This window comes from Polyangium sp. 15x6 (genome assembly GCF_029960785.1).
Lineage (GTDB): Bacteria > Myxococcota_A > Polyangia > Polyangiales > Polyangiaceae > Polyangium.
The window spans coordinates 58,884-80,424 of the sequence record NZ_JASBQE010000018.1 but is presented as its reverse complement, the minus strand read 5'-3'; the positions used below and the strand labels follow the sequence as shown (position 1 = coordinate 80,424).

The window sequence follows — 21,541 nt, the reverse complement described above, 5'->3', positions numbered from 1 at the left end:
CCTGCACACGAAGCATCCGTCCATGGTGCAGGAATCTGCCAGGATTGGCCTTGTGTCCCGCGTCTCCGAATGCGCGTCCTCGACCGGCGCGCTTGCCGAACGGCAAACCATCCAATGCTTCACGGCCGACAATCGTCGCGCGGCCTGCACGAGCACGCTTCTGCTCGATGCAAAGTGGTTCCCGCCTGCCGCGCCTCCAGGTAAGCTCTTCGCTGGAGAACTTCATGATCGCTAGAAACTTCCGCACTTCCTCGCCGCTTCGTTCGTTCCTTTCGGGCTCGGGTGTCCTTTCCTTGTCGGCCGTCTTGCTCGCGCTCCCCGTCGTTTCCGCGTGTGGAGACGGCTCGAGTGGAGCGGGCGGATCGGGCGCCGCCGGGGCTTCGGGCGGCGCGGGCGGCACGGGCGGCACCGGCGGCATGGGCGGCGCGGGCGGCGCGGGCGGCGGCCCGCCGGCCGATCCTTGTGACTGGCCGCATGACACCGAGGTCGACGTCGCCGACGCGGCGGCTTTGACGGACGCGCTTTCCAAGGCCGCGCCCGGCCAGCTCATCCGCCTCGCGCCGGGCACCTATGCCGATACGTTCGACCTGGAGATGGTCAGCGGCACCGCGGACAAACCCATCATCGTATGCGGCCCGCGCGACGCGATCCTCGACACGAGCGCCATGTCCTCGAACACCGGCCTGCGCCTGCTCCAGGTGAATTACTGGGTCGTCTCGGGCATCACGATCACGGGCGGCCGCAAGGGCATTTACGTCGACGGATCGAGCGACAACATCCTCTCGAACCTCTTCGTGCACGACGTCGGCGAAATGGCCATTCAGCTCCGCAATGGGGCCAGCCGCAACACGATCGAGTATTGCGAGGTCACGAACACGGGCCTCGCCATGCCGGATTCGGCCGAGGGCGTCTACGTGGGCAGCGACGACAGCGCCTGGCCTTCTCCGGACATGCCGGACGCCTGCGACGGCACGAAGATCCTCTATAACAAGTTCGGCCCCGGCATCCAGACCGAGCACGTCGACCTGAAGGAGGGCACGCAGGGCGGCGAGGTCCGTGGAAATACCTTCAATGGCGAGGGCCTCACGCCCGACGGCTCGGAGGACGCGTGGGTGGCCGTCACGGGCAACAAGTACCTCTTCGCGGAGAACACCGGCGACAAGACCCCGAAGGACGGCTTCGTCGTGCGCCAGGCGACCATGGGCTGGGGCAACGACAACATCTTCGAGAAGAACACGGCCAACGGCATCAACAACCCGAACCTCGGCATCAACGTCGGCCCCGGTACGACGGGCACGATCGTGAAATGCGACAACAAGGTCACCGGCACGGGCATGCTCTCGAACGTCGAATGCACGAATTGAGGCGCGCCCCGCCCATTTCGACGCCCTTGCCGGGCCCGGCTCGCTGGATCGCTCTCGGCGGGATCGTCCTTGCGCCGATCGAGCGGGCCGGGTAAAACCCTCGCCTCCGTCATGAAGGCGAAACACCTGCGCATCCGGATCGAGCAATGCCTGGCCCTCGCCAACGCGTCGAACTGCCCCCGCCGCAAGTTCGGCGCCCTCCTGCTCGACCCTGACCGCAACGTCATCCTCATGGACGGCTACAACGGCGGCCCCCGCGGCGGCGGCGACCTCTGCGGGGGCGACGTCTGCCTGCGGGACACCATGCAAATCCCGAGCGGCACGCGCATGGAGATCGGCTGTCACCACGCCGAGATGAACGTCGTGTGCAACGCGGCCGCGAGCGGCGTGGCCACGCGGGGCGCCTGGATCATCGTCACGGGCGAGCCGTGCATCCTGTGCGCCAAGCTCATCCACCACGCGGGCATCACGAAGGTCATCGTGGTGGCCGAGGGGTATGCGGGCGAGAACGGCGTGGAGTATTTGACCCGGCACGGCATCGTCGTAGAAACGACGGAGGGCCCGAAAGATCCTCGCCTCTCGGGCGTGGCCGGGAGCGGGGGCGGCCCCGCTTGACGGGCCGTTGACGGCCGTACGGCCCGGGCTCTATCGTTTCCTCGATGGTCCCGGACGATTTCGACAAGGCCGACGCCGACGCCAAGATCGCGACGATCGAGCGCCTGCTCGCGGGCCACACCGATCGGACCGAAGAGGCCCGGATCCTCGACCTCCTCCGCGACGCCCACCCCCGCGAGCTCGACCATCTCCTCGGCCGCCTGCCCCTCGGACGGCTCTTCTCCAGCATCGACGATCGCGTCGTTGGTCCGGACAATCGCACCGCCCTCTTCCGCCTTCTCTTCGAAGAGCGACTCTCCGATCTCTCCATTCCCACGCGCGGCGCGCTCGTCTTCGCGCTCCAGCGGGGCCGCACGGGCAGCACCGACGAAGCGGCCATCGGAAACATCCTCCTCGGCACGCGCGGCGCGGAGCTCACCGCGCTGAAAAACGCCATCGACGACGGCGGCGATCATCGCGACCTCCAGCAGCTCCTTTACCGCGATCTCGACGACGACCTCCTCCGCGAGCGCCTCCTCGAGCATTTCCGCGTCGCCGCCGCTGCGCGCGCTGATTTGAAGGTCCTCTCGGACATCGACGACACGCTTTATCCGAACTGGAAGGACACCCGGTATCCCCGCACGAAAGAGCCCCGCCCCTACCCCGGCGTGCGCGCCTTCTATCGCGAGCTCGACCTCGCCTTCTCCCCCGAGGACGGTCTCGGCGACCTCACCTTTTTGACAGCCCGCCCCGGCGACCGCGTAGGCCTCGGCGAAGGGATCACGCGCAAGCACCTCACCGCGCTCGGCCTCCCTTATGCCAAGGTCCTCACCGGCGATTTCGGCCACATCGCCACGCACGACCTCATGGCCGACAAGAAATACGGGAGCTTCATCGAATACCGCAAGCTCTTCCCCGAATACACGTTCGTCTTCTGCGGCGACAGCGGCCAGGGGGACGCCATCGCCGGCGCCCGCATGATGGAGCACCCCGGCGGTGGCATGCGCGCCGTGTTCATTCACGACGTCGTGAACACGAATGCGGAGGGCCGCGCGGCCTGGCGCGCGAAAGGCGTCGCCTTCAATGACACCTACATCGGCCACGCGCTCGACGCGCACCTCGCCGGCCTCCTCAGCCTCGCCGCGCTCCGCCGCGTCGCCGACGCCGCGCTCCGCGATCTGCGCGACGTCCCCTTCGCCGACCCCGCCCAGCGCGAGGCCCGGTGGACTGAATTTCGCCGCGACCTCGAGCGCGTGAACGTACTCTTGTCGGAAGGCGAGCGCCTCGCCCTTTAGCCGCATTGCGGGCCGCGGATCCGGCGTGATACCGTCCGCGCATGTTTGCCCGCTCGCTCCGTTTCCTTGGGGTTCTTCCTGCCGCACCCCTCCTCGGGCTCCTCGGCTGCGGAGGCGCGCCGCCACAGGCCCCGCCGTCGCCGCAATGGTCCGTCGCCAAGCCCGCCCCGAGCCCGCCGCCTCCGGCGAGCCCTTGCGAGGTCGCGGACGCGCTGCGAAAGAAGGTCCCCGCGCTCCGGAGCAAAGGAAAGCTCGACCGCGCCGTGCGCGTGATGACGCGCGCGCGGGAGCTCTGCCCAAGCGCGGCCCCGGAGGTGCTGGCCGAGGATCTGGCGACGAGCGCCGAGCTCACCGTCGAGCTCTACGATTATTCGTATACGTACGACCTCGCGCACGAGCTGCTCCGCATGCCCGGCGCGAGCGACGCCATGAAAAAACGCGCGGAGGCGGCCCGCGCGGCGGCCGAGAAGGGCGACAAGAAGCTCGAGAACCTGCTCGCGCACAACATCACGAAGGTGGCGCTTCCGCTCGTCGAGCAGGCCGACGCGCTCGCGGCCAAAGGCGACGAAGCCTCCCTCCGCGCCGCCCGCGAGGCGTACCTCGGCGCCTTCGCGGCGCACCCGAATGGCCAGGCCATGCTCGGCGCGGCCCTCGTGACGCGCAGGCTCGGCGACGCGGCCGAGGCCCAGAGGCTCTTCGATCGCGCCTTCGGGCTGCTCGACAAGACCGAACGACGATTGCCCTTGGTCGTCCTGCCAAACCGCGACCTCACTGCGAGCTCGCTCGACTGGTCGAGAGACGGCCGGTTCCTCGCTCTCTCGCAAGGGCCGGCCGGCGGCGACATCGAGGTCTCCCTCTTCGAGGCGGAGACGGGTCGCGAATACGTTCACCTCTACGTGCCCTGGATCTCGGGGAACGATCCGATCGCTCTGTCGAGCGACGCCAAGCTCCTCGGCGTGAAGACCTCTTCGAATGGTTTTTTCCTGGACCTCTCGTCGCGGCTCCTCGTGCGCGAGTTGCACAACCTCCCCACCACCGACGGCACCGCCTTTTCTCCCGACCTCATGCGCCTCGTCGCGATCCGGTTCGACGAGTCCTTCGTGCATGACGTCACCGCGCCGTATTCCTCGCCAATCCCGATCAAGGACGCTTTGCCTGACGAGGAGGACGAGCCGGTCTTTCCCGTCAGCGCGACGTTCTCGCCGGACGGCAAGACGCTCGCTATTCCCTTCACCGACGACAAGGTCCGCCTCTGGGAAATCGAAAAACGCCGCGTGACCGCGACCCTCGGGGGAAAAGGTGGGTCGATCTGGCAGACGGCCTTCTCGCGTGATGGGAAGACCTTCGCCGTCGCCACCGACAAGGGCGGCGTGCAGATCTGGGACCCGCGTAGCGGGGCCCTGAAAAAGACGATCCCGGTCGACGCGGACGACCCCGCCCATAGGATCGCCCTCTCGTCGGATGGCTCCCTCCTCGCCGCGGTCAACCTCGCCGGCATCTCCGTGTGGGATGCAAAAACCGGGTCTGTCCGGACGAAGCTCGAAGAGATCGTCTATTTCGGCGATGTCGCCTTCTCGCCGGACGGCCGCCGCCTCGCGGTCAACTGCAGTCCCGGCCCGGTCTGCGTGGTCGACGCGACGAGCGGCGCCCTCGTGAAGCGGATCGGCCTGGAGGACCCGGGCATCAGCACTTTTGCGATCTCCCCCGACGGAAAAACCCTCGCCGCGCAGCCGTGGGACGGCACGCTGCGAATGATCGACCTCGAAAAGGGAACGCTCTACCGCACCTCGTCGCTCTCCGACGACCAAGGCAACATCGCGTTTTCGGGGGACGGCAAGCTCCTCGGCTCGGCTGGCCATGGAATGCGCGTCTGGAACGCGCAGACGGGTGCCACGGTCCGCGCGGAAAAACTCAAAGACCCCGCCCAGGCCTTCGCCCTTTCGCCCGATGGCTCGTGGGCCGCCGTCGACATGGGCGACGCGATCCTCCTCTTCTCGCTCACGACGACGAACGCGCCGGCGCGCCCTCTCCTCGGGCATACGGGCTCGATCCGGGACCTCGCGTTTTCGCCCGATGGAAAATACCTCGCCTCCGGATCGAGCGACAAAACCGTGCGACTCTGGGACGTCGCCGCGGGCGCCGAAAAGCTCCGCTTGCCGGGGCACACCGACGCCGTGACCGCGGTCGTGTTCTCCCCCGATGGAAAACTCCTCGCCTCGGGCTCAGGAGACAAGACCGCGCGGGTATGGGACACGGCGACGGGTGCGTCTCGCCAAACGTTCGCCGACACGAAGCCCGGCACCACGAGGTCCATCGAGGACCTCGCGTTTTCCCCCGACGGAAAGCTCCTCGCCGTGGGCGGGATCGACAGCCCCCTCCGGCTCTGGGACCTCGCGACCGGCGAGGCGCACTTCATGCAAAACCTGACGTCGATCCCCTTTTCGCTGGCCTTCACGCCCGACGGCCAATGGCTCGTCACGGGCTGGAGCGACGGCACGCTGCACTTCCAGAGCCCCACGGGCAAGGGACCGACCGCCTCGATTCATTTCCTCGACAAAGAGGACGCCGCCCAGGTCCTCGACGGCGCGGGCCACGTCGATCTGCTCGGCAAAAACCCCTGCGCCGCCCGCGCCCGCCTCCTCTGCCGCGCCGGCCGCTTCGGAATGCCGTTCGACCTCTGCGAGGAGCGCGCCTTCACGAGCGGCCTGCTCGCCACGATCCTCGCCGGAAAGCCCGCCGGAGACGACCCCGCGCACGAGGACGATCCCCCGCGTTGCGCCCCCTGAACCGGTTCGTCCTGGCCCGGACTTTTCCTGTCACACCTCTCCAAACTCCCCCTCCCCACGTCGGCGTCCTTCTGGTACGGTCCGATGCATGGCTGTGGTCGTCACCGAGCAATCGATCGCCGAGTGGGCGCCGAACGAGAAGGTGCTCCTCGACGCGAAGTCGCTCTTGCGGAAAGGCGCGCTGAAGAAGCTCGCCAAGAACGACGATGGGACCCTCGCCTTCGGCCACTGCGACGGCTCTGGCAGCTCGCCTTATGCGGTCTCCATGGACCTCGCGACCGGGGCGGACAAACCCACCGTCCGCTGCTCCTGCCCTTCGCGCCTCTTCCCTTGCAAGCACGGCGTCGCGCTCCTGCTCGCATACGCGCAAAAAGGCGCGCTCTTCCCCGTCGAGGAGCCGCCGAAGGACCTCGTCCAGAAACGCGAAAAGCAGGCCCAGAAGGCCGCCGCCGAAAAGAAGCCGGCTGCGGCAGCCGCGGCCCCGCGCGTCAACAAGACCGCGCTCGCCAAGAAGGCCAAGGAGCAAAGCGACGCCCTCGATACCCTGGAGACGTTCCTCGTCGACCTCGTCTCGGGCGGCCTCGGCGGCCTCTCCGGAAAGAGCATCGAGGCGATCGAGCACCAGGCGAAGCGCATGGCCGACGCGGACATGAAGCGCACGGCCGGCGTGCTCACGCGCCTCGCGTCGTACGTGTCCGGCGAATGGCTCGGCGATGAAGACGACGACGACGCGCCCGGCGTGCGGGACGTGGCGCGGGGCCTCGGCGAGGCGCAGGAGGCGCGCATCGCTTTCACGCTCACGCAACTTTACACCACGGTTCGCCGCGGGAAAAAAGCGCTCGAAGGGAAGTTCGTCGAGGAGGGCACGACGCAGAGCGAGGCCGACGCGCAGCTCGAATCGATCCTCGGCAAGGCCTGGCGATTGCCCGAGCTCCGGGAGGCCGGCTACTGGGTCAAGAATCGAAGGTTTTTGGAGCTCGCGCACGAGCGCTCCGACGACGAGATCAACGAGTTCGCCACGGCGATCGGCTTTCTGGTCGACCTCGACGACGGCTCGGTCGTCTGCGAGGTGACCTCGCTCCCGTTCCACACCCTGCCCTTCACGAAGCTCCGGTCCTCGCGCCTCGGCACGCTCGAAATCGCGGACGCTGCGCTCTATCCGGGCGACCTCGTCAATCGTCGCGTCCGCTGGGACGAAAAGACCGAAGGCGTGATCCGCGAGCGGCCGCGCGAGGCGGCCGATTACGAGGCCGTGCACCGTCACGGAAAACCCCTCGACCCGGTGCTGCGAGCGATGCGCAATCAGCTCAAGAACCCGCTCCACCCGCTCGACGCGGTGTTCCTGGTCGCGGCGAAGAAATTCGGCGACGTGGGCGGCGAGCTCGTGGTCGAGGACGAGGCGGGCATGCGGCTCGTCCTCCGCAACATGAACGACGGCAGGCTCCCGAGCACGGACGCGCTCCGCCACGCGGCGGCGGCGTTCGGTCCGGGCACGCTCGCGGTCCGCCTCTATTACGACCTCTTGAAACGCGCCATTTACGGCGATCCGCTCGCGCTCTTCGTGGGCGACGAACACCTGCGCCTCCGCGCTTGATCGAAGAGGAGCACGACGATGGCCAAGGATACCCTGAAGCAGCTCGACCGCGACGTCGACCGCTGGCTCTTCGCCGGCGCGCAGATTGCCCGGACAGACCCGAACCTCGCCGGCGCGCGGGACACGCTCGCCCCGCTCGCCGCGCGCGCGCCTGCGCTCGGCAAGGTTGTGGAGCAGATCGACAAACTCCAGACAGCCACGGGCAAGGCCGCGGCCTCCGAGCTCCTCGCGCTCGCCTCGCTCATGGCGCAGGTGCGCGGGGCGCAGGCGACGCCGGCCCTGCCCGAGTCGAACGGCGAGCTCACGCCGCTCCCGCCGACACGAAAAATCGGCACGCCGCTCACGCCCACGGAGCTCAATACGCTCGTCGGCGCTCTGACGAACGCCCCGGACGCGCGGCAGCGCTCCCGCGTCATTCGTGATTACGCGATGTCGGACCGCGGCGCGGCGCGGGACCTGCGCCTCCTGCCGCTCGTCATTCCGGCGCTCGCGGACGGCGCCATCGCCGAGGTGGTCGTGCAATACCTCGTGCCGGCGCTCGGCGAGGCGATCGTGCCCAGCCTGCAAAGACACCTCGACCTCGAGAAGGGCCGCGCGCTCGACGTGCGGGTGCTCCGCGCCATTGCGCGCATCGAGGGGGCGAAGGCCACGGACCTGCTCCGCGAGGCCGTCGAAAAGGGCGTGCCCGACATTCGCGCCGCCGCGATCGCCGAGCTCGGCCGGATCGACCCCCTCGCCGCCGAGCCCATCGCGATCGTGCTGGCGGAAAAGGATCGCTCGAAGGACGTGCGCGTCGCGGCCGTGCATGCGCTCGCCGGGGCTCCGAGCGACGAGGCGCTCGACGTGCTCCTCCGCGCCTTCGGAGGCACGGCCGAATTGCGCTCGGCGGCCGAGAGCTCGCTCGCCGCGAGCAAGCACCCGCGCGCGGACGAGCGGATCGTCGCGCTCTTTTCGCCCGAGCTCCGCGACCTCGGCCATTTCCGGATCAAGAAGGCCACGACCAAAGAGGAAAAGGACGCGGCCGCGAAGGAGCAGAAGGCCCACACGAACCAGATCGAATACCTCGTCGATCTGGTCGACCTCCTCACGGCCCGGGGCACGGACGAGGGCGCGAACCTCGTGCTCGAAGCGTTCCGCCGCCACAAGGTGAAGGATGTGCGCGACGCCGCGGCGCGCGCGCTCTTGCGGATCGGTTTTCCCGGCGCGTGGGAGGAGCTCATGCCGTCGCTCTACGACGCGCCCGACGCCACGAAAGAGGATTTCGTCCGCGGCGTCATCGCGCTCGATCCGGCGAAGGCCCACGAGCGCCTCGCGCGTTTCTTCGAGCCCGGGGCGCTCGCGCAGAAGAATGGCACGGACCTCGCCACGCGTATCCTCGCGCGGATCGGGAACCACTTCGTGGAATACGAAGAGAACGAGGACGGCACGCCAGGCAACGGAGAATCGCCCGAGGCCATCCGGGCGATCCGAAATGACGAGCGCTGGGTGGATCTCGCGGTCGCCATGCTCGGCAACACGAACCTGCGCACGCCCGCGCTCATGGTCCTCGCGAACGCGAACGCGCCGAAGACGCTCGGCGATGCGCTCTCGGTCTCGCGCCAGGAGGGTTTGTCGAGCGAGGACGCCCTGCTCGTCTTCGTCTACCTCGGCAAGCAGCGGGATCCGCGCATCTTGCACGCGTTCTTGCGCCTGCTCGAACCTCTGCGCGGCGGCTACGAGTATGGCCGCGCTTGCAACATCATGACCGCGTACGACGATCCGGCCCTGGCCCCGATGCTCCGGAGCTGGCTCGACGCGAAGCAAAAGAGGAAGCGCCTCTCGCGCGCCGAAGCGGCGCCGTTCGAGGAATGCCTGCGCTTCCTCGAACGAGCTCGGACGGCGGCGTCCACGGACGATTGACACGACAAACCACGTAATTCCATCGAACGCACGGTCGGGGACGAGACATGGCGACGAAGAAGGACACCCAGAAGGCGGACGGCGGCGAGGGCTCTGTGAAATCGGACGTCCTCCGCGAGCCGGCGGAGCGGCTGTATACGAGCGAGCTCGAAGCCATCGCGGCGGCCGACAAGTTCGACAAACCCGCGGGCTGGCGGCTCTCGCCGAAGGCCGTGCTCCTCTACATCATGGGCGGCAAGGTCGGCGACCTGAACATCACGCCGAAATACGTGGGCGCGCCGCGCATCGTGGAGATCGCGATCGCCACGCTCGCCACCGACCGCGCGCTCCTGCTCATCGGCGAGCCGGGCACGGCGAAGAGCTGGCTCTCGGAGCACCTCGCCGCGGCCATCTGCAATGATTCGCAGCTCCTCGTCCAGGGCACGGCGGGCACCACCGAGGAGCAAATTCGTTACACGTGGAATTACGCGCTCCTCCTCGCGGAGGGGCCGAGCCCGAAGGCGCTCGTGCCCTCGCCCATTCACCGCGCGCTCGAAGCGGGCAAGCTCGTCCGATTCGAGGAAATCACGCGTTGCCCCTCGGAGGTGCAGGACGCGCTGATCACGCTCCTCAGCGAGAAGGTCCTCGCCGTGCCCGAGCTCGGCTTGCACGTGCAGGCCAAGCGCGGCTTCAACGTCATCGCCACGGCGAACACGCGCGACCGCGGCGTCAACGACATGAGCGCCGCCTTGAAGCGCCGCTTCAACATCGTCGTGCTCCCCGTGCCGAGCGACATCGACACCGAGGTCGCGATCGTGGCGCGCCGCGTGCGCGAGATCGGATCGAGCCTCCAATTGCCCGCGGCCCCCCCGGCCGAGGAGGCCGTGCGCCGCGTGGTGCAGGTCTTCCAGGAGCTCCGGCGCGGACAGACGATCGACGGCAAGCAAAAGCTCAAGAGCCCGTCGGGCGTCCTCTCCACGGCCGAGGCCATCTCGGTGCTCGGCAATGGAATGGCCCTCGCGGGCCATTTCGGCACCGGCCGCGTGAGCGACCGCGACCTCGCCGCGGGCCTGCTCGGCGCGGTCGTCAAGGAGGATTCGAAGGACGAAGCAGTGTTCGTCGAGTACCTCGAGAACGTCATGAAGAAGCGCGGCGGCGCCTGGGAGTCGCTTTATACGGCCTGCAAGGAGCTCGTGTAGGCGGCCATGGCGGCGAGGAAGGCAAACCTCGGGGCGGCTACCGTTGTGCCGGGAAAAACCCCGCCCACCACGGGGCCGCTCGCGCGTATCTTCGGCGTGCGCCACCTCTCGCCGATGGGCGCCTGGCATGTCGAGCGATTCCTCGACGAGGTCGATCCCACGGCCGTTCTCGTCGAGGGCCCGAGCGACGCGACCGACGAAATCGCGCACCTCCTCGACAAGCGCACGAAACCCCCGGTCGCGCTGCTCGCGTTCACGCAAGAGCGGCCCGTCCGCTCCGTTCTTTTCCCCCTCGCCGCCTATTCGCCCGAGTGGGTCGCGCTGCGCTGGGCGCTCCAGAAAAAGCGGGTGGCCCGCTTCATCGACCTCGCCGCCTCGGTCTACCTCGCCCGCAGCGAGCCTGCGCCGGAACACGCGCACGAGGACGAGGACGAATCCGACGAGGCGGACGAGAAACAAAAGACGGATACGCAGCGCTATCTCGGCGATCCCTACGAGGCGATCGCAAAGCTCTCGGGCGATCCGGACCACGACACCTGGTGGGAGCGCCATTTCGAGCACTCGATGACGCCCGACTCCTATCGCCTGAGCATCTTCGAGCTCGGCCGCGAGCTCCGCGCGCTCGAATACGAGTCGCCGCGGCGGCGCGAAGAGACGCTGCTACGCGAGGCGTTCATGCGCCGCCGAATCCGCGACACGATCGCGGAAGGGCACGACCCCGACCGGATCGTCGTCATCTGCGGCGCCTATCACGCGCCGGTGCTCGTCGCCGAAGAGCCAGCCATGACCGACGAGGAAATCGCAAAGCTCCCAACTGTACCGGTCACGCGCACGCTGATGCCGTACAGCTTCTTCCGATTGAGCTCGCAATCGGGATACGGCGCGGGCAACAAGGCCCCTGGGTATTTCCAGGCGCTCTACGAAGAGGCCCGGGAAGGCTCGACGGCAAGGCTCGGGACGCGCTTCCTCGCGGAGGTCGCGGGGCGGCTGCGCAAGGCGGGCATGGTGCGATCGAGCGCGGAGGTCATCGAGGCCGTTCGCCTCGCCGAGGGTATGGCCTCCCTGCGCGACGCGCACGCGCCGACGCTGCGCGACCTCGAAGACGCGGCCGCGACGTGCCTCGGTCAGGGCGAACCCCACAATGTCGCGCGTTTCATCCACGACGTCGCGGTGGGCGACGCGCTCGGCAAGGTGCCTCCGGGCGTCCTGCGCACCTCGATCCAGGACGATTTTTATCGCTGGGTGAAGGATCTGCGCCTGGAGGAATACCTCAAGGACAAGGAACAGATCATCAAGGGGTCGACGAGCAAGGATTGGCTCGACCTCCGGCAGGATCGATTCGCGAAATCGGAGGACGCGGCGTACCGGGATCGCAATCGATCCATCTTCCTGCACCGGCTCACCGTGCTCGGCATCGGATTCGCGGCGAACAGGACGAGCGCGGAGGACCGGGCGCAGAGCACGTACAAGGAAATCTGGGCCGCCCGCTGGACGCCCGATTGCGAGATCCAGCTCGTCGAGAACGCGCTCCGCGGCGACACGATCGAGATCGCCGCGGCGCGGTCCATCGGCGAGGCGCTCGAGGCGGCCGAGAACGTGCACGCCGCGGCGAACCTCGCGCGAAGGAGCGTCGAATGCGACCTCCCGGACGCGACGGCGGCCGCGCTCGCCCGCGTCTCGACGCTCGCCGTCGACGATGGGGATTTCGTGGCCGTCGCGGGCGCCGCCCTCGAATTGAGCCACCTCGTCGCGTACAAGGACGTGCGCAAGATCGACGTCGCGCCGCTCGAACCGCTCGTCGCCCAGCTCTTCTTGCGGGGCGCGCTCCTCGCGCCCGAGGCCTCGCGCTGCAACGAGGAGGCCTCGCGGAACGTCGGCACCGCGCTCGGGCACCTGCACCGCGTGGGGCTCATGTTCCCCGACAAACTCGATGGCGACCGCTTCGCGAGCGTGCTCGACGCGATCGCCGACGACGACGTCGCCTCGGCCCACGTCGCGGGCGTCGCGAGCGCGCTCCTCCTCGAACGCGGGATCCTGCAGGATGACGTTCTCGACCGCCGCATCTCGCGCCGCATCTGCCCCGGCGTCTCGCCGAGCGAAGGCGCGGGCTTCTTCGAGGGGCTCGCGACGCGCAACCGGTATGCATTGCTCTCCCGCCGCTCGCTCTGGGCTGCCATGAGCGCGTTCGTCGAGGCGATGGACCACGACGATTTCCGGCGCGCCGTCGTCGCGCTCCGCCGCGCGTTCGGCTCGTTCGAGACGAGCGAGGCGCGAAAGATCGCGGCCCTGCTCGCGGAGCTCTGGGGCGGCAGCGAAAAAGAAATCCTCCGGGCGATCGAGACCAAGGTGGACGACGCCGAGCTCGCGGCCCTCCAGGACGACCTCGGCGATCTGGATCTGGATCTGTAAAAGCCATGGCCAAAAAGAAGGCGCCTCCCGCCCCCACCCCTGCTGCACCGAATCCGCCCGCGGCGCCGCCCGCGCCCGCCGGGCCGATGACATTCGATAGACACCAGCGCTGGCGGCTCATCCTCGGCAAGCGCGTGGAGGATCAAATCTGCGGCGGCGGAGGCGCTGGAATGGGCGCCGGCGGCGGCGGAGGGCTGCTCACGCGCGAGATGTCGGAAATGGACGCCGCGCTCGGCGCCCTTTACGACATCGAGGAGACCGAGCCCGGCAATGGCAGCGGCAGCAGCAGCAAGCGCAGCGCCGGGCTCGGCGCGAGCCGCCCGAAGCTCGCCGCGTGGCTCGGCGACGTGCGCAAGTATTTCGAGCAGGACGTGGTCGCCGTCATCCAGCAGGACGCGATCGAGAAGAAGGGCTGGAAAGAGCTGCTCTTCGAGCCTGAATCGCTCGCGCAGATCACGCCGAGCGTCGAGCTCGTGGGCACGCTGCTCACGATGAAGGACATGATCCCGGACCGGGCCAAGGACGCCGCGCGCGAGATCGTCCGGTCCGTCGTGGAGGAGATCAAGAAGCGAATGCAAGGCGAGCTCGAACGCGCGGTGCGCGGCGCGCTCGATCGCTCGCGGCATCAGCCCATTCCGAGCCTGCCGAACCTCGACTGGCGGCGTACGATCGGAAAAAACCTCAAGAATTATCAAAAGGACCGGCGCACGATCGTCCCCGACCGCTTCTTCTTTTTCGCCCGGCAGCACCGGCGGCGCGAGTGGAACGTGATCGTGGCGATGGACCAGTCCGGCTCGATGGCGAGCAGCGTCGTTTATGGCGGCGTGATGGGCTCGATCCTGGCGAGCCTGCCGGCGCTCGAGACGCACGTCGTGGCCTTCGACACGGAGGTCGTGGATCTGACGCCGCGGCTCGTGGATCCGGTGGACCTCATCTTCGGAATCCAGCTCGGCGGCGGGACGGACATCAATCGAGCGGTCGGGTATTGCCAGGGCCTCGTCTCGAACCCGCGCCGCACGCTCTTCATTTTGCTCACGGATCTTTACGAGGGCGGCAATCAGGAGCAGATGGTCAAGCGCATGGAGGAGATGGTCCAGAGCGGCGTGCGCGCGATGTGCCTGCTCGCGCTCGACGATTCGGGGACGCCCATGTACGACGCGGAGCTCGCGAAGAAGCTCGCGAAGCTCGGCGTGCCCTGTTTCGCGTGCACGCCGAATGCGCTCCCCCCGATGCTGGAGGCGGCGCTCAAGGGGCAAGATCTCGAGATGATCGCGCGCCGGTTCGACGCGCGGAAGGCGGAGGGGCGCGAGGTCTAGCCTGGGCGGGCGCAACGGGTTGCCATCGCGGGTCTCCTCGTGTCATGATGCTTGGGTTCCAAACGAACTTAGGGAGGAGATCCGGTGGCTAAAATCACGATCTACGAGACGTTCACGAAGGCCGACATCGACGCGCTGCTCACGGTCGGTGCCCATCTCGCACTCGCATTCGATGCGTCCCATCCGCACGCGGTGAAGACCGTCCATCTCGAACTCGGCATGCAGATCTCGGCGACGCAGATCGTCGACCTCGAATCGCGGTTCCACTCCACGTACGTCAAGCTCAAGGGCGGCCTGATGCACGGCGAGGGCAAGTACAAGCTCGAAGCGCACCACTTCGAGCAGGACATCGTGGACGCGTCGCCGAAGGCCTACGAGATCAAGAAGAACCGCGCCATCGTCAAGCACGGGAGCGTGGGCGATCTGGTCGCCGATATCGGCTGGTGGTGACGGCGGCGATCACGAGCACGGCCACGAGCGGCGTGAGCCCCTCCAAAACGATCGTGCCCAGCCAAACCCGCGCCTCTCCCGCGGAGAGCTCCACGCGGATGTGCGGCCCCACGTCGTCCGAGAACCATTCATCCCCGCCGATCCGATAAACGGCCCACAAGCACGCGATCACGAAGCCGACCGCGCGCAGGGTCTTCTTGCCGGAGAGGGCGAGCGCGACCGTGACGGCGAGCGCGACGAGCGTGCAGCCGAGGACGAACGGCTCCCACGGCGGCGCGACCTTGTCGAGCACCTCCGCCCGCGCCACACGCGGGACGACGATCACGGGCAAACACGCGGCCCACCGGATCGTTCGAGGCACGAGGCGCGCTCCTTCGCCGCAGATTATCCTTTTGCGTAGGACCTTCCAAGCGCTTCGGGCCTCGCGCGCGTCTTGCGAAGCGAACGAAGCCACGCCCGCAAACCTTCCACATCCCCCAGGTTGTGCTAGACGGCTGCGCGGACGAGGAGCCCACCCACCATGCCCATCTACCGGCTCGAGATCGAGAACCGGCCGGCCGTTCCGGACGCGCTCGCCACGAAAACCGCGCAGACGCTCTCGGCCTGGCTCGGCCTCTCCCCGGCGCGCATTCGTACGCGCAAGGTATACCTCTGTGATCTCGACATGTCCGAGGCCGAGGCCAAAAAGGTCCTCGCCGCCATCGCCGATCCCGTGATCGAGGTCGCGGCCCTCGGCGCGCTGCCCGACGGCGAGCCCGGCGATCCGCCCGTGATCCTCACCGTCTCCTTTCTGCCCGGCGTGACGGACGCGGTCGGCAAGAGCGTCAAGACCGCGTGTGAAGACGCGCTCGGGCGCACGCTCACGGGCCAGGTGTACACGGGCACGATGTACCTCGTCTGGGGCCTTCCGCGGGCCGACGTCGAGCGCGCGGCGGCCGAGGTCCTGCACAATCCGCTCATCCAGCGCATCCGCATCGACGAGCCGCCGCGCAAGCCCGACCTCGGCGTTCCCCGCGCCGGCGCGACCGGGGCGCCGCGGACCGAGATCGTCGCGCTGCGCGGCCTCTCCGACGAGGCGCTCGAACGGCTCTCGCGCGAGCGGCTCCTCGCGCTCTCGGTGCCCGAGATGCACGCGACGCGCGACCATTTCGAGAAGGAAGGCCGCGAGCCCACCGACGCCGAGCTCGAGTGCATCGCGCAGACGTGGAGCGAGCACTGCAAGCACAAGATCTTCAACGCGCCGATCGAGTACACGGACCCCGCGGGAAGCACGCGGCGCATCGAGCGGGGCGTCTTCAAGACGTACGTCGTCGCCGCGACCGAGGACGTACGCAAGGCGCGGGCGGCGTCCGGGATCGACGGGGACGGTGGCGATTTCCTGGTCTCGGTCTTCAGCGACAATGCGGGCGTCGTGCGATTCACGGACGAATGCCACCTCGTCTACAAGGTCGAGACGCACAACTCGCCCTCGGCGCTCGATCCGTACGGCGGCGCGATGACCGGCATCGTCGGCGTCAACCGCGACAGCTTCGGCTGCGGGCTCGGGGCGGACCTGCTCGCGAACGTGTGGGGGTATTGTCTGGGCAAGCCAAACCATACCGGCGCGCTGCCGAAGGGCCTCATGCCCCCGCGGCGCATTCGCGACGGCGTGCACCACGGCGTCATCGACGGCGGCAATCAGTCCGGCATCCCGTACATGCGCGGCTTCGAGCTCTTCGACGACCGGTTCACGGGCAAACCGCTCGTGTATTGCGGGACCGTCGCGGCGATGCCCGTCGAGACGGCGGGCCGGCCCACGCATGAAAAGTTCACGGCGCCCGGGGACCGGATCGTCATGATCGGCGGGCGCGTGGGCAAGGACGGCATTCACGGCGCCACGTTCTCCAGCGTCGAGCTCAATGAGAGCTCGCCCGTCCAGGCGGTGCAGATCGGCGACCCGATCACGCAGAAGATGATGTTCGACATGCTCGCCGAGGCGCGGGATCGGGGCCTCTACAGCGGCATCACCGACAACGGCGCGGGCGGGCTCTCGAGCAGCGTCGGCGAGATGGCCGAGGCCTCGGGCGGCGCGGAGATCGACCTCGCCCGCGTGCCGCTCAAATACCCGGGCCTCGCTCCGTGGGAGATCCTCGTCAGCGAGGCGCAGGAGCGCATGACGGTGGCCGTGCCTCCGGACAAACTCGAAGCGTTCCTCGCGCTTGCCGCGCGGCGCGAGGTGGAGGCCACCGAGATCGGCACCTTCACGAGCTCGGGCAGGCTCGTCGTGCGGTACGGCGAGGAGAAGGTCTGTGATCTCGCGCTCGCGTTCCTGCACGGCGGGCTGCCGAAGGTCGTGCGGACGGCGCGGTGGAGCCCGCCCGCGCGGGCGTTCGCGAGCACGGCGGACCGGGACGGGGCGCTCGCCGCGCGGCCGATCGGCGACCTCGTGGTCTCGATGCTCGCGCAGCCGAACATCCGCAGCGGCGAGCGGTACGCTCGGCATTACGATCACGAGGTGAAGGGGCTCGCGGTGGTAAAACCCTTCGTGGGCGTTTTTCGGGACGTACCATCCACGGCCACGGTCATGCGCGTGCGGCACGGGCGCGACGAGGGCGTCGTGCTCGGCGAGGGGCTCCACCCGCATTACAGCGACCTCGACACGCACGCGATGGCCCTCGCCTGCGCGGACGAGGGCGTGCGGCGCGTCCTCTGCGCCGGCGCGCGAATCGATCGAATGGCCGCGCTCGACAATTTCTGCTGGCCCGACCCGATCAAGAGCGCGACCACGCCCGACGGCGAGCACAAGCTCGCGCAGCTCGTGCGCGCGTGCGAGGGCCTGTACGAGGCGTGCGTCGCGTACGGGCTGCCGCTCATCTCGGGCAAGGACTCGATGAAGAACGACGCCACCCTGGGCGGCGTGAAGATCTCCGTGCCGCCGACCCTGCTCGTCAGCGTCATCGGGCAAATGAAGGACGTGCGATGCGCTCTCACGCTTTCGCCGCGGACGCCGGGCGACGTCGTGTATCTGCTCGGCGAGACCGAGGACGCGTGCGGCGAGAGCGAGCTCTCGCGGCTCCTCGGGCTCGCCCTCGACGGCGTCCCGCGCACGGCCCCTGAGCGCTTCGCGGCACGATATCAGGCGTTCGCCGCGGCGCACGAGGCGGGCCTCGTCCGCTCCGCGCACGTGCTCTCGCGCGGCGGGCTCGCGGTCGCGCTCTCGCACATGGTGATGGCGAGCGAGCTCGGTTTGTCGGTCTCGCTCGATGGCGTGGGCGCCGGGCTTTCCCCGGCGATCGCGCTCTTCAGCGAATCGACGGGGCGCATCCTGCTCAGCACCCGCGCCGAGGACGCGGCCGCGCTCGAAGCGCGCCTCGCGCCGCACGCGCTCGTCCGGCTCGGCACGGTCGAGCCGGGCTCGTCGGGACGGGGATTTCTTCGTATTCGTCAGGGAGGACAAACGCTCGCCGAGCTCGGCTCGGACGCGCTCCGCCGCGCTTTCCAGGAGGAATCCCATGCCGTCTGATGGTCAACGCTTGGCGCCGAAGGAGGCGCGCGACGTGCGTGTCCTCGTGCTCACGGGCTACGGGCTCAACTGCGAGGCCGAGACGGCCGCCGGGTTTTCCCGCGCGGGCGCGACGGTCGATCTCGTGCACCTGAGCGAGATGCTGGAGCGCGGCGGGCGGGCCGACGCGCTCGCCGGGTATCACATCCTCGCGTTCATCGGTGGTTTTTCCTTCGGCGACCACATCCAGAGCGGGCGCGTGTTCGCCAATCGCCTCCGGTTCCGGCTCGGTGAGGCACTCTGCCGGTTCGTGGACGACGGCGGACTCGCGCTCGGTGTCTGCAATGGATTCCAGACGCTGGTTTGTCTGGGCCTTTTGCCGGGCGTGAGCCGCGCGCGGGGCACGCCGCTCGCCGCGCAGCAGGCGGCGCTCGTGCACAACGATCGGCTCGGGTATTTCGACACCTGGGTCAAGCTCGCCGTCGACCCCGCGAGCCCCTGCGTGTGGACGCGCGGGATCGGTCCCACGATCGAGATGCCGAGCCGCCACGGCGAGGGCAAGCTGCTCTTCCTCGACGAATCACTCCGCGACGAGATCCTCGCCTCGCGCCTCGTGCCCGTGCGTTACGCGGACGCGAGCGGGGCGCCGACGGAGGTCTGGCCGGACAACCCCAACGGCTCGCCGGGCGGGATGGCAGGGCTCTGCGATCCCACGGGGCGCATCTTCGGACTCATGCCGCACCCCGATGCGTATCTCTACCCGGAAAACCACCCCGACTGGATCCGACAACGCGACGCGGGGACGCTCCCGGCCGCGGGCCTCGGCCTGCGCATCTTCGAGAATGGGGTGCGGGCCGCGCTCGCGGGGTAGATCGGCGCTTCGTCCTCGCCATTCTCCTTTTGCCGACATGGGGGCGTTCGTGCTCTCATGGTCCTGGAGGAGAAATTTCGTATGGCGATGCGGCGTGTCCGTGGACTGTTTTTCGGGGCCGGTCTCTCGGCCCTCGTTTCGTGCGGCGGCGCGGCCGTGCAGACGCCGCCCGAGACCGGCGAGGGGGCGAAAACGGACGTCGCGGTCGCGCCGCCCGCGCCCACCACCACCGTCGCCGCGCCGGCCAAGGACGCGGCGCTCGAGCCGCCGCAGAAGATCGATTCGCTCCTCCGCCTCGTGCCACGCGACGCCGTGCTCGTGGCAAACGTGCCGCCGCCCGAGAAGGCGCTGGCCGCGATGGATCCGGCCCTCCGGGCGGGGCTGCTCTCCGAGCTCGCGGGGGGTCTCTCGGGGAAGCTCAAACTCGACCCGGCGCTCGTCGCGGATCTCCTCAAATCGTTCGAGGGCGCCGTCGTGTTCGCGGGCCCGGCCACGCCCGGCGGTTCGCCCGAGCCGATGGATAGGTTTTGTTATGCGGCTCGAATGAGCGACGGGGCGCTCGTGACGAAGGCGCTCGACGCGCTCGGGGCCGAGAAAAAGGAGCGTGGCCTCTTCGTCGTCCGCTCGCCGAAGGGCCTCGAAGTCCTGCATGGAGCGTGGATCGAAGGGCCACGCACGCTCGTCGGGTGCCTGCAAAAGGAGCACCTCCGCGACGCGTTCGAGGTCGGCCATGGGCGCGCGCCCTCGGTCGAGGGCTCGGCGTTGCTCGTCAAGGAGCGCGCCGGTGATCCGTTCATCGCGGTCGATTTGCATGGTCTGGGAGCCGGCTCGAAATCACCGCCCGAGCCGGGCTCGCGCCTCTTCGTCGCGCTCGTGGGACAACCGCAGGGGCTCGGGCTCGACCTGCGATTTTCGGGGTATGGGCCCGATTTCCCGGCGCTCGGCTCGGTGCTCGACGCGGCGCCGCAGGTGCTCATGCCGAAGCTGCCGGAAGGCGCGCTGGCTGCCATCGGTTTGTCGACGCAGCGTTCGTCCGGCAAAACCGTGGAGGACGTTCTGGAGGCGGTGCTCGGACGCTCGATATCGCCTGGTTCCGCGCAGAGCTTGTTGAAGCGGGGGCTCGGTGACATCGGGATCGACCTCGCGGACTTCGAAAAGGCGCTCGGCGGTGAGGTCGTGGTCGGATTGTACCGGGATCCGAAGCGGCCGTTTTCGTTCGACGACGCGAGCGACGATCCCGCGAAGGACATGGCGGCGCTCGTGGTGATTGCGACGAAGGATGCGGACGCGCAGAAAAGGAGCTTTTCGAGCTTCCATGTCGGCGTAAAGCCCGACAAGAAGGACACGCGCAGAGGGGATACGTACACGCGGGATATGGGGGACGGCTCCATCCTCCACATCGAAATGCGGCCGGGGTTCGCCGTCATCGGGCTCGGCAACAAAAAGGTCGCGCTCGACGCCGTGCGGCGGTTCGGGAAAGACACGAATACGCTGGCCACGAATCCAGCGTTCCTCACGGCGCGCGCGAAGGAGAAGGCCGCGTCGCACATGCTGCTTTTCTTCGACCCGGCGCTCGCCAGGCTGATCGCCGATCCGACGTCGGGCGCAGCGCCCGGCACGCGGGTCGGGGGCGGATCGATGCTCTCGCTCGTGCTTTTCCCGAGCGATCGTGGGCTCGAGCTCTCCGCGACCGGGGACGGCGCGGCGGAGCTTCTGGGGATCGGCGCGGCGCTCGCGGTGAACGCCGTCAAACGGTACACGGCGAGCGCGAAAGCCGTGGAGGCACGGAGCATGCTCGGCATGATGGCGCGCGCGGCCGTGGCCGCGTACGAGCGCGAGCAGTTCGATGCCAAGACGGTGACGCACAAGCTGTGCAAATCGGCGACGCCGGTGCCGAGCGTCGTGCCCCGGGACACGACGTATGTGCCTTCAGGGAAGCCGGGGCAGGATTTCGAGCAGGGCGATGAGGCTTCGGGCTGGCGTTGCCTCAAGGTCTCGCTCGTGCAGCCGATCCGGTACCAGTACGAATACCGTGCTGGCGGGAACTACAAAGGCCCAAAGCGCGGTGGGCCCGATCCGGGCAAGGACGGGTTCGAAGTCTCCGCCGAGGGTGATCTCGATGGCGACGGGAAGACGAGCCTGTTCACCATGATTGGAAAGATTCAGAAGGGGACGGTCGTCCTGTCCACACAGATGTTCATATCGGACGAGCTCGAATGAACTGAATTCCAGGCGTTACGCCCCGCGTCATCATTGCTCCGGACAGATGCGGCGCGCAAAGCGGTGACTCGCGCTTGCGCCCGG

Annotated in this window: 14 protein-coding genes; 13 read left to right on the top strand and 1 reads right to left on the bottom strand. The window is 68.4% G+C overall.

The genetic code is table 11. The features are described 5' to 3' along the window. Positions 1-224: 224 nt before the first annotated feature. The 10 genes from QHF83_RS15750 to QHF83_RS15705 all read left to right on the top strand — a co-directional run bounded on the left by QHF83_RS15750 (position 225) and on the right by QHF83_RS15705 (position 14,885). A complete protein-coding gene (locus tag QHF83_RS15750) occupies positions 225-1,364 on the top strand; it encodes a right-handed parallel beta-helix repeat-containing protein (RefSeq protein WP_282418650.1) in 1,140 nt (379 codons plus the stop codon). Positions 1,365-1,475: 111 nt separating this feature from the next. Next, the gene (locus QHF83_RS15745) at positions 1,476-1,979 is read left to right on the top strand and encodes a deaminase (protein ID WP_282418649.1); all 504 of its coding nucleotides are present in this window, start codon (positions 1,476-1,478) and stop codon (positions 1,977-1,979) included. A gap of 44 nt (positions 1,980-2,023) precedes the next feature. Then, positions 2,024-3,253 (top strand): hypothetical protein, encoded by a 1,230-nt coding sequence (locus tag QHF83_RS15740; RefSeq protein ID WP_282418648.1) that lies wholly within the window; start codon positions 2,024-2,026, stop codon positions 3,251-3,253. A gap of 41 nt (positions 3,254-3,294) precedes the next feature. Then, entirely contained in the window at positions 3,295-6,039 is a 2,745-nt protein-coding gene (locus tag QHF83_RS15735; RefSeq protein ID WP_282418647.1) for a WD40 repeat domain-containing protein, read from the top strand. Between the two features lie 88 nt (positions 6,040-6,127). Next, a complete protein-coding gene (locus tag QHF83_RS15730; protein WP_282418646.1) occupies positions 6,128-7,633 on the top strand; it encodes an SWIM zinc finger family protein in 1,506 nt (501 codons plus the stop codon). An 18-nt stretch (positions 7,634-7,651) separates the two neighbouring features. Beyond that, positions 7,652-9,532, top strand: a complete 1,881-nt coding sequence (locus tag QHF83_RS15725) for a HEAT repeat domain-containing protein (RefSeq protein WP_282418645.1) — start codon at positions 7,652-7,654, stop codon at positions 9,530-9,532. A gap of 47 nt (positions 9,533-9,579) precedes the next feature. After that, positions 9,580-10,710, top strand: coding sequence for an AAA family ATPase (locus QHF83_RS15720; RefSeq protein ID WP_282418644.1), 1,131 nt, complete (start codon positions 9,580-9,582; stop codon positions 10,708-10,710). Positions 10,711-10,716: 6 nt separating this feature from the next. Then, positions 10,717-13,119, top strand: coding sequence for a DUF5682 family protein (locus QHF83_RS15715; RefSeq protein WP_282418643.1), 2,403 nt, complete (start codon positions 10,717-10,719; stop codon positions 13,117-13,119). 5 nt (positions 13,120-13,124) lie between these two features. Then, positions 13,125-14,435 carry a VWA domain-containing protein gene (locus tag QHF83_RS15710; protein WP_282418642.1) on the top strand — a complete coding sequence of 437 codons (1,311 nt, stop codon included), beginning with the start codon at positions 13,125-13,127 and terminating at the stop codon, positions 14,433-14,435. Positions 14,436-14,519: 84 nt separating this feature from the next. Further along, positions 14,520-14,885: a hypothetical protein gene (locus QHF83_RS15705; protein WP_136926826.1), complete on the top strand. Its 366-nt coding sequence runs from the start codon at positions 14,520-14,522 to the stop codon at positions 14,883-14,885. Here the strand turns inward: QHF83_RS15705 and QHF83_RS15700 are convergent. Beyond that, the gene (locus QHF83_RS15700; RefSeq protein ID WP_282418641.1) at positions 14,836-15,246 is read right to left on the bottom strand and encodes a hypothetical protein; all 411 of its coding nucleotides are present in this window, start codon (positions 15,244-15,246) and stop codon (positions 14,836-14,838) included. The two genes, QHF83_RS15705 and QHF83_RS15700, sit on opposite strands and share 50 nt — an antisense overlap. A gap of 159 nt (positions 15,247-15,405) precedes the next feature. Here QHF83_RS15700 and QHF83_RS15695 point away from each other — a divergent pair, with 159 nt between their 5' ends. The 3 genes from QHF83_RS15695 to QHF83_RS15685 all read left to right on the top strand — a co-directional run bounded on the left by QHF83_RS15695 (position 15,406) and on the right by QHF83_RS15685 (position 21,457). Beyond that, entirely contained in the window at positions 15,406-18,387 is a 2,982-nt protein-coding gene (locus tag QHF83_RS15695; protein ID WP_282418640.1) for an AIR synthase-related protein, read from the top strand. Then, entirely contained in the window at positions 18,377-19,237 is an 861-nt protein-coding gene (locus QHF83_RS15690) for a phosphoribosylformylglycinamidine synthase subunit PurQ (RefSeq protein WP_282418639.1), read from the top strand. The genes QHF83_RS15695 and QHF83_RS15690 overlap by 11 nt, the downstream gene beginning before the upstream one ends. Before the next feature lie 81 nt (positions 19,238-19,318). Continuing rightward, the gene (locus QHF83_RS15685) at positions 19,319-21,457 is read left to right on the top strand and encodes a hypothetical protein (protein ID WP_282418638.1); all 2,139 of its coding nucleotides are present in this window, start codon (positions 19,319-19,321) and stop codon (positions 21,455-21,457) included. The last annotated feature ends 84 nt before the right edge of the window (positions 21,458-21,541 follow it).

Bases quoted from the DNA above. Each gene is read 5' to 3' on its own strand.
- QHF83_RS15725 (WP_282418645.1), top strand. From the start codon at position 7,652: ATGGCCAAGGATACCCTGAAGCAGCTCGACCGCGACGTCGACCGCTGG.
- QHF83_RS15745 (WP_282418649.1), top strand. From the start codon at position 1,476: ATGAAGGCGAAACACCTGCGCATCCGGATCGAGCAATGCCTGGCCCTC.
- QHF83_RS15710 (WP_282418642.1), top strand. From the start codon at position 13,125: ATGGCCAAAAAGAAGGCGCCTCCCGCCCCCACCCCTGCTGCACCGAAT.
- QHF83_RS15685 (WP_282418638.1), top strand. From the start codon at position 19,319: ATGGCGATGCGGCGTGTCCGTGGACTGTTTTTCGGGGCCGGTCTCTCG.
- QHF83_RS15715 (WP_282418643.1), top strand. From the start codon at position 10,717: ATGGCGGCGAGGAAGGCAAACCTCGGGGCGGCTACCGTTGTGCCGGGA.
- QHF83_RS15730 (WP_282418646.1), top strand. From the start codon at position 6,128: ATGGCTGTGGTCGTCACCGAGCAATCGATCGCCGAGTGGGCGCCGAAC.
- QHF83_RS15750 (WP_282418650.1), top strand. From the start codon at position 225: ATGATCGCTAGAAACTTCCGCACTTCCTCGCCGCTTCGTTCGTTCCTT.
- QHF83_RS15690 (WP_282418639.1), top strand. From the start codon at position 18,377: ATGCCGTCTGATGGTCAACGCTTGGCGCCGAAGGAGGCGCGCGACGTG.
- QHF83_RS15695 (WP_282418640.1), top strand. From the start codon at position 15,406: ATGCCCATCTACCGGCTCGAGATCGAGAACCGGCCGGCCGTTCCGGAC.
- QHF83_RS15735 (WP_282418647.1), top strand. From the start codon at position 3,295: ATGTTTGCCCGCTCGCTCCGTTTCCTTGGGGTTCTTCCTGCCGCACCC.
- QHF83_RS15740 (WP_282418648.1), top strand. From the start codon at position 2,024: ATGGTCCCGGACGATTTCGACAAGGCCGACGCCGACGCCAAGATCGCG.
- QHF83_RS15720 (WP_282418644.1), top strand. From the start codon at position 9,580: ATGGCGACGAAGAAGGACACCCAGAAGGCGGACGGCGGCGAGGGCTCT.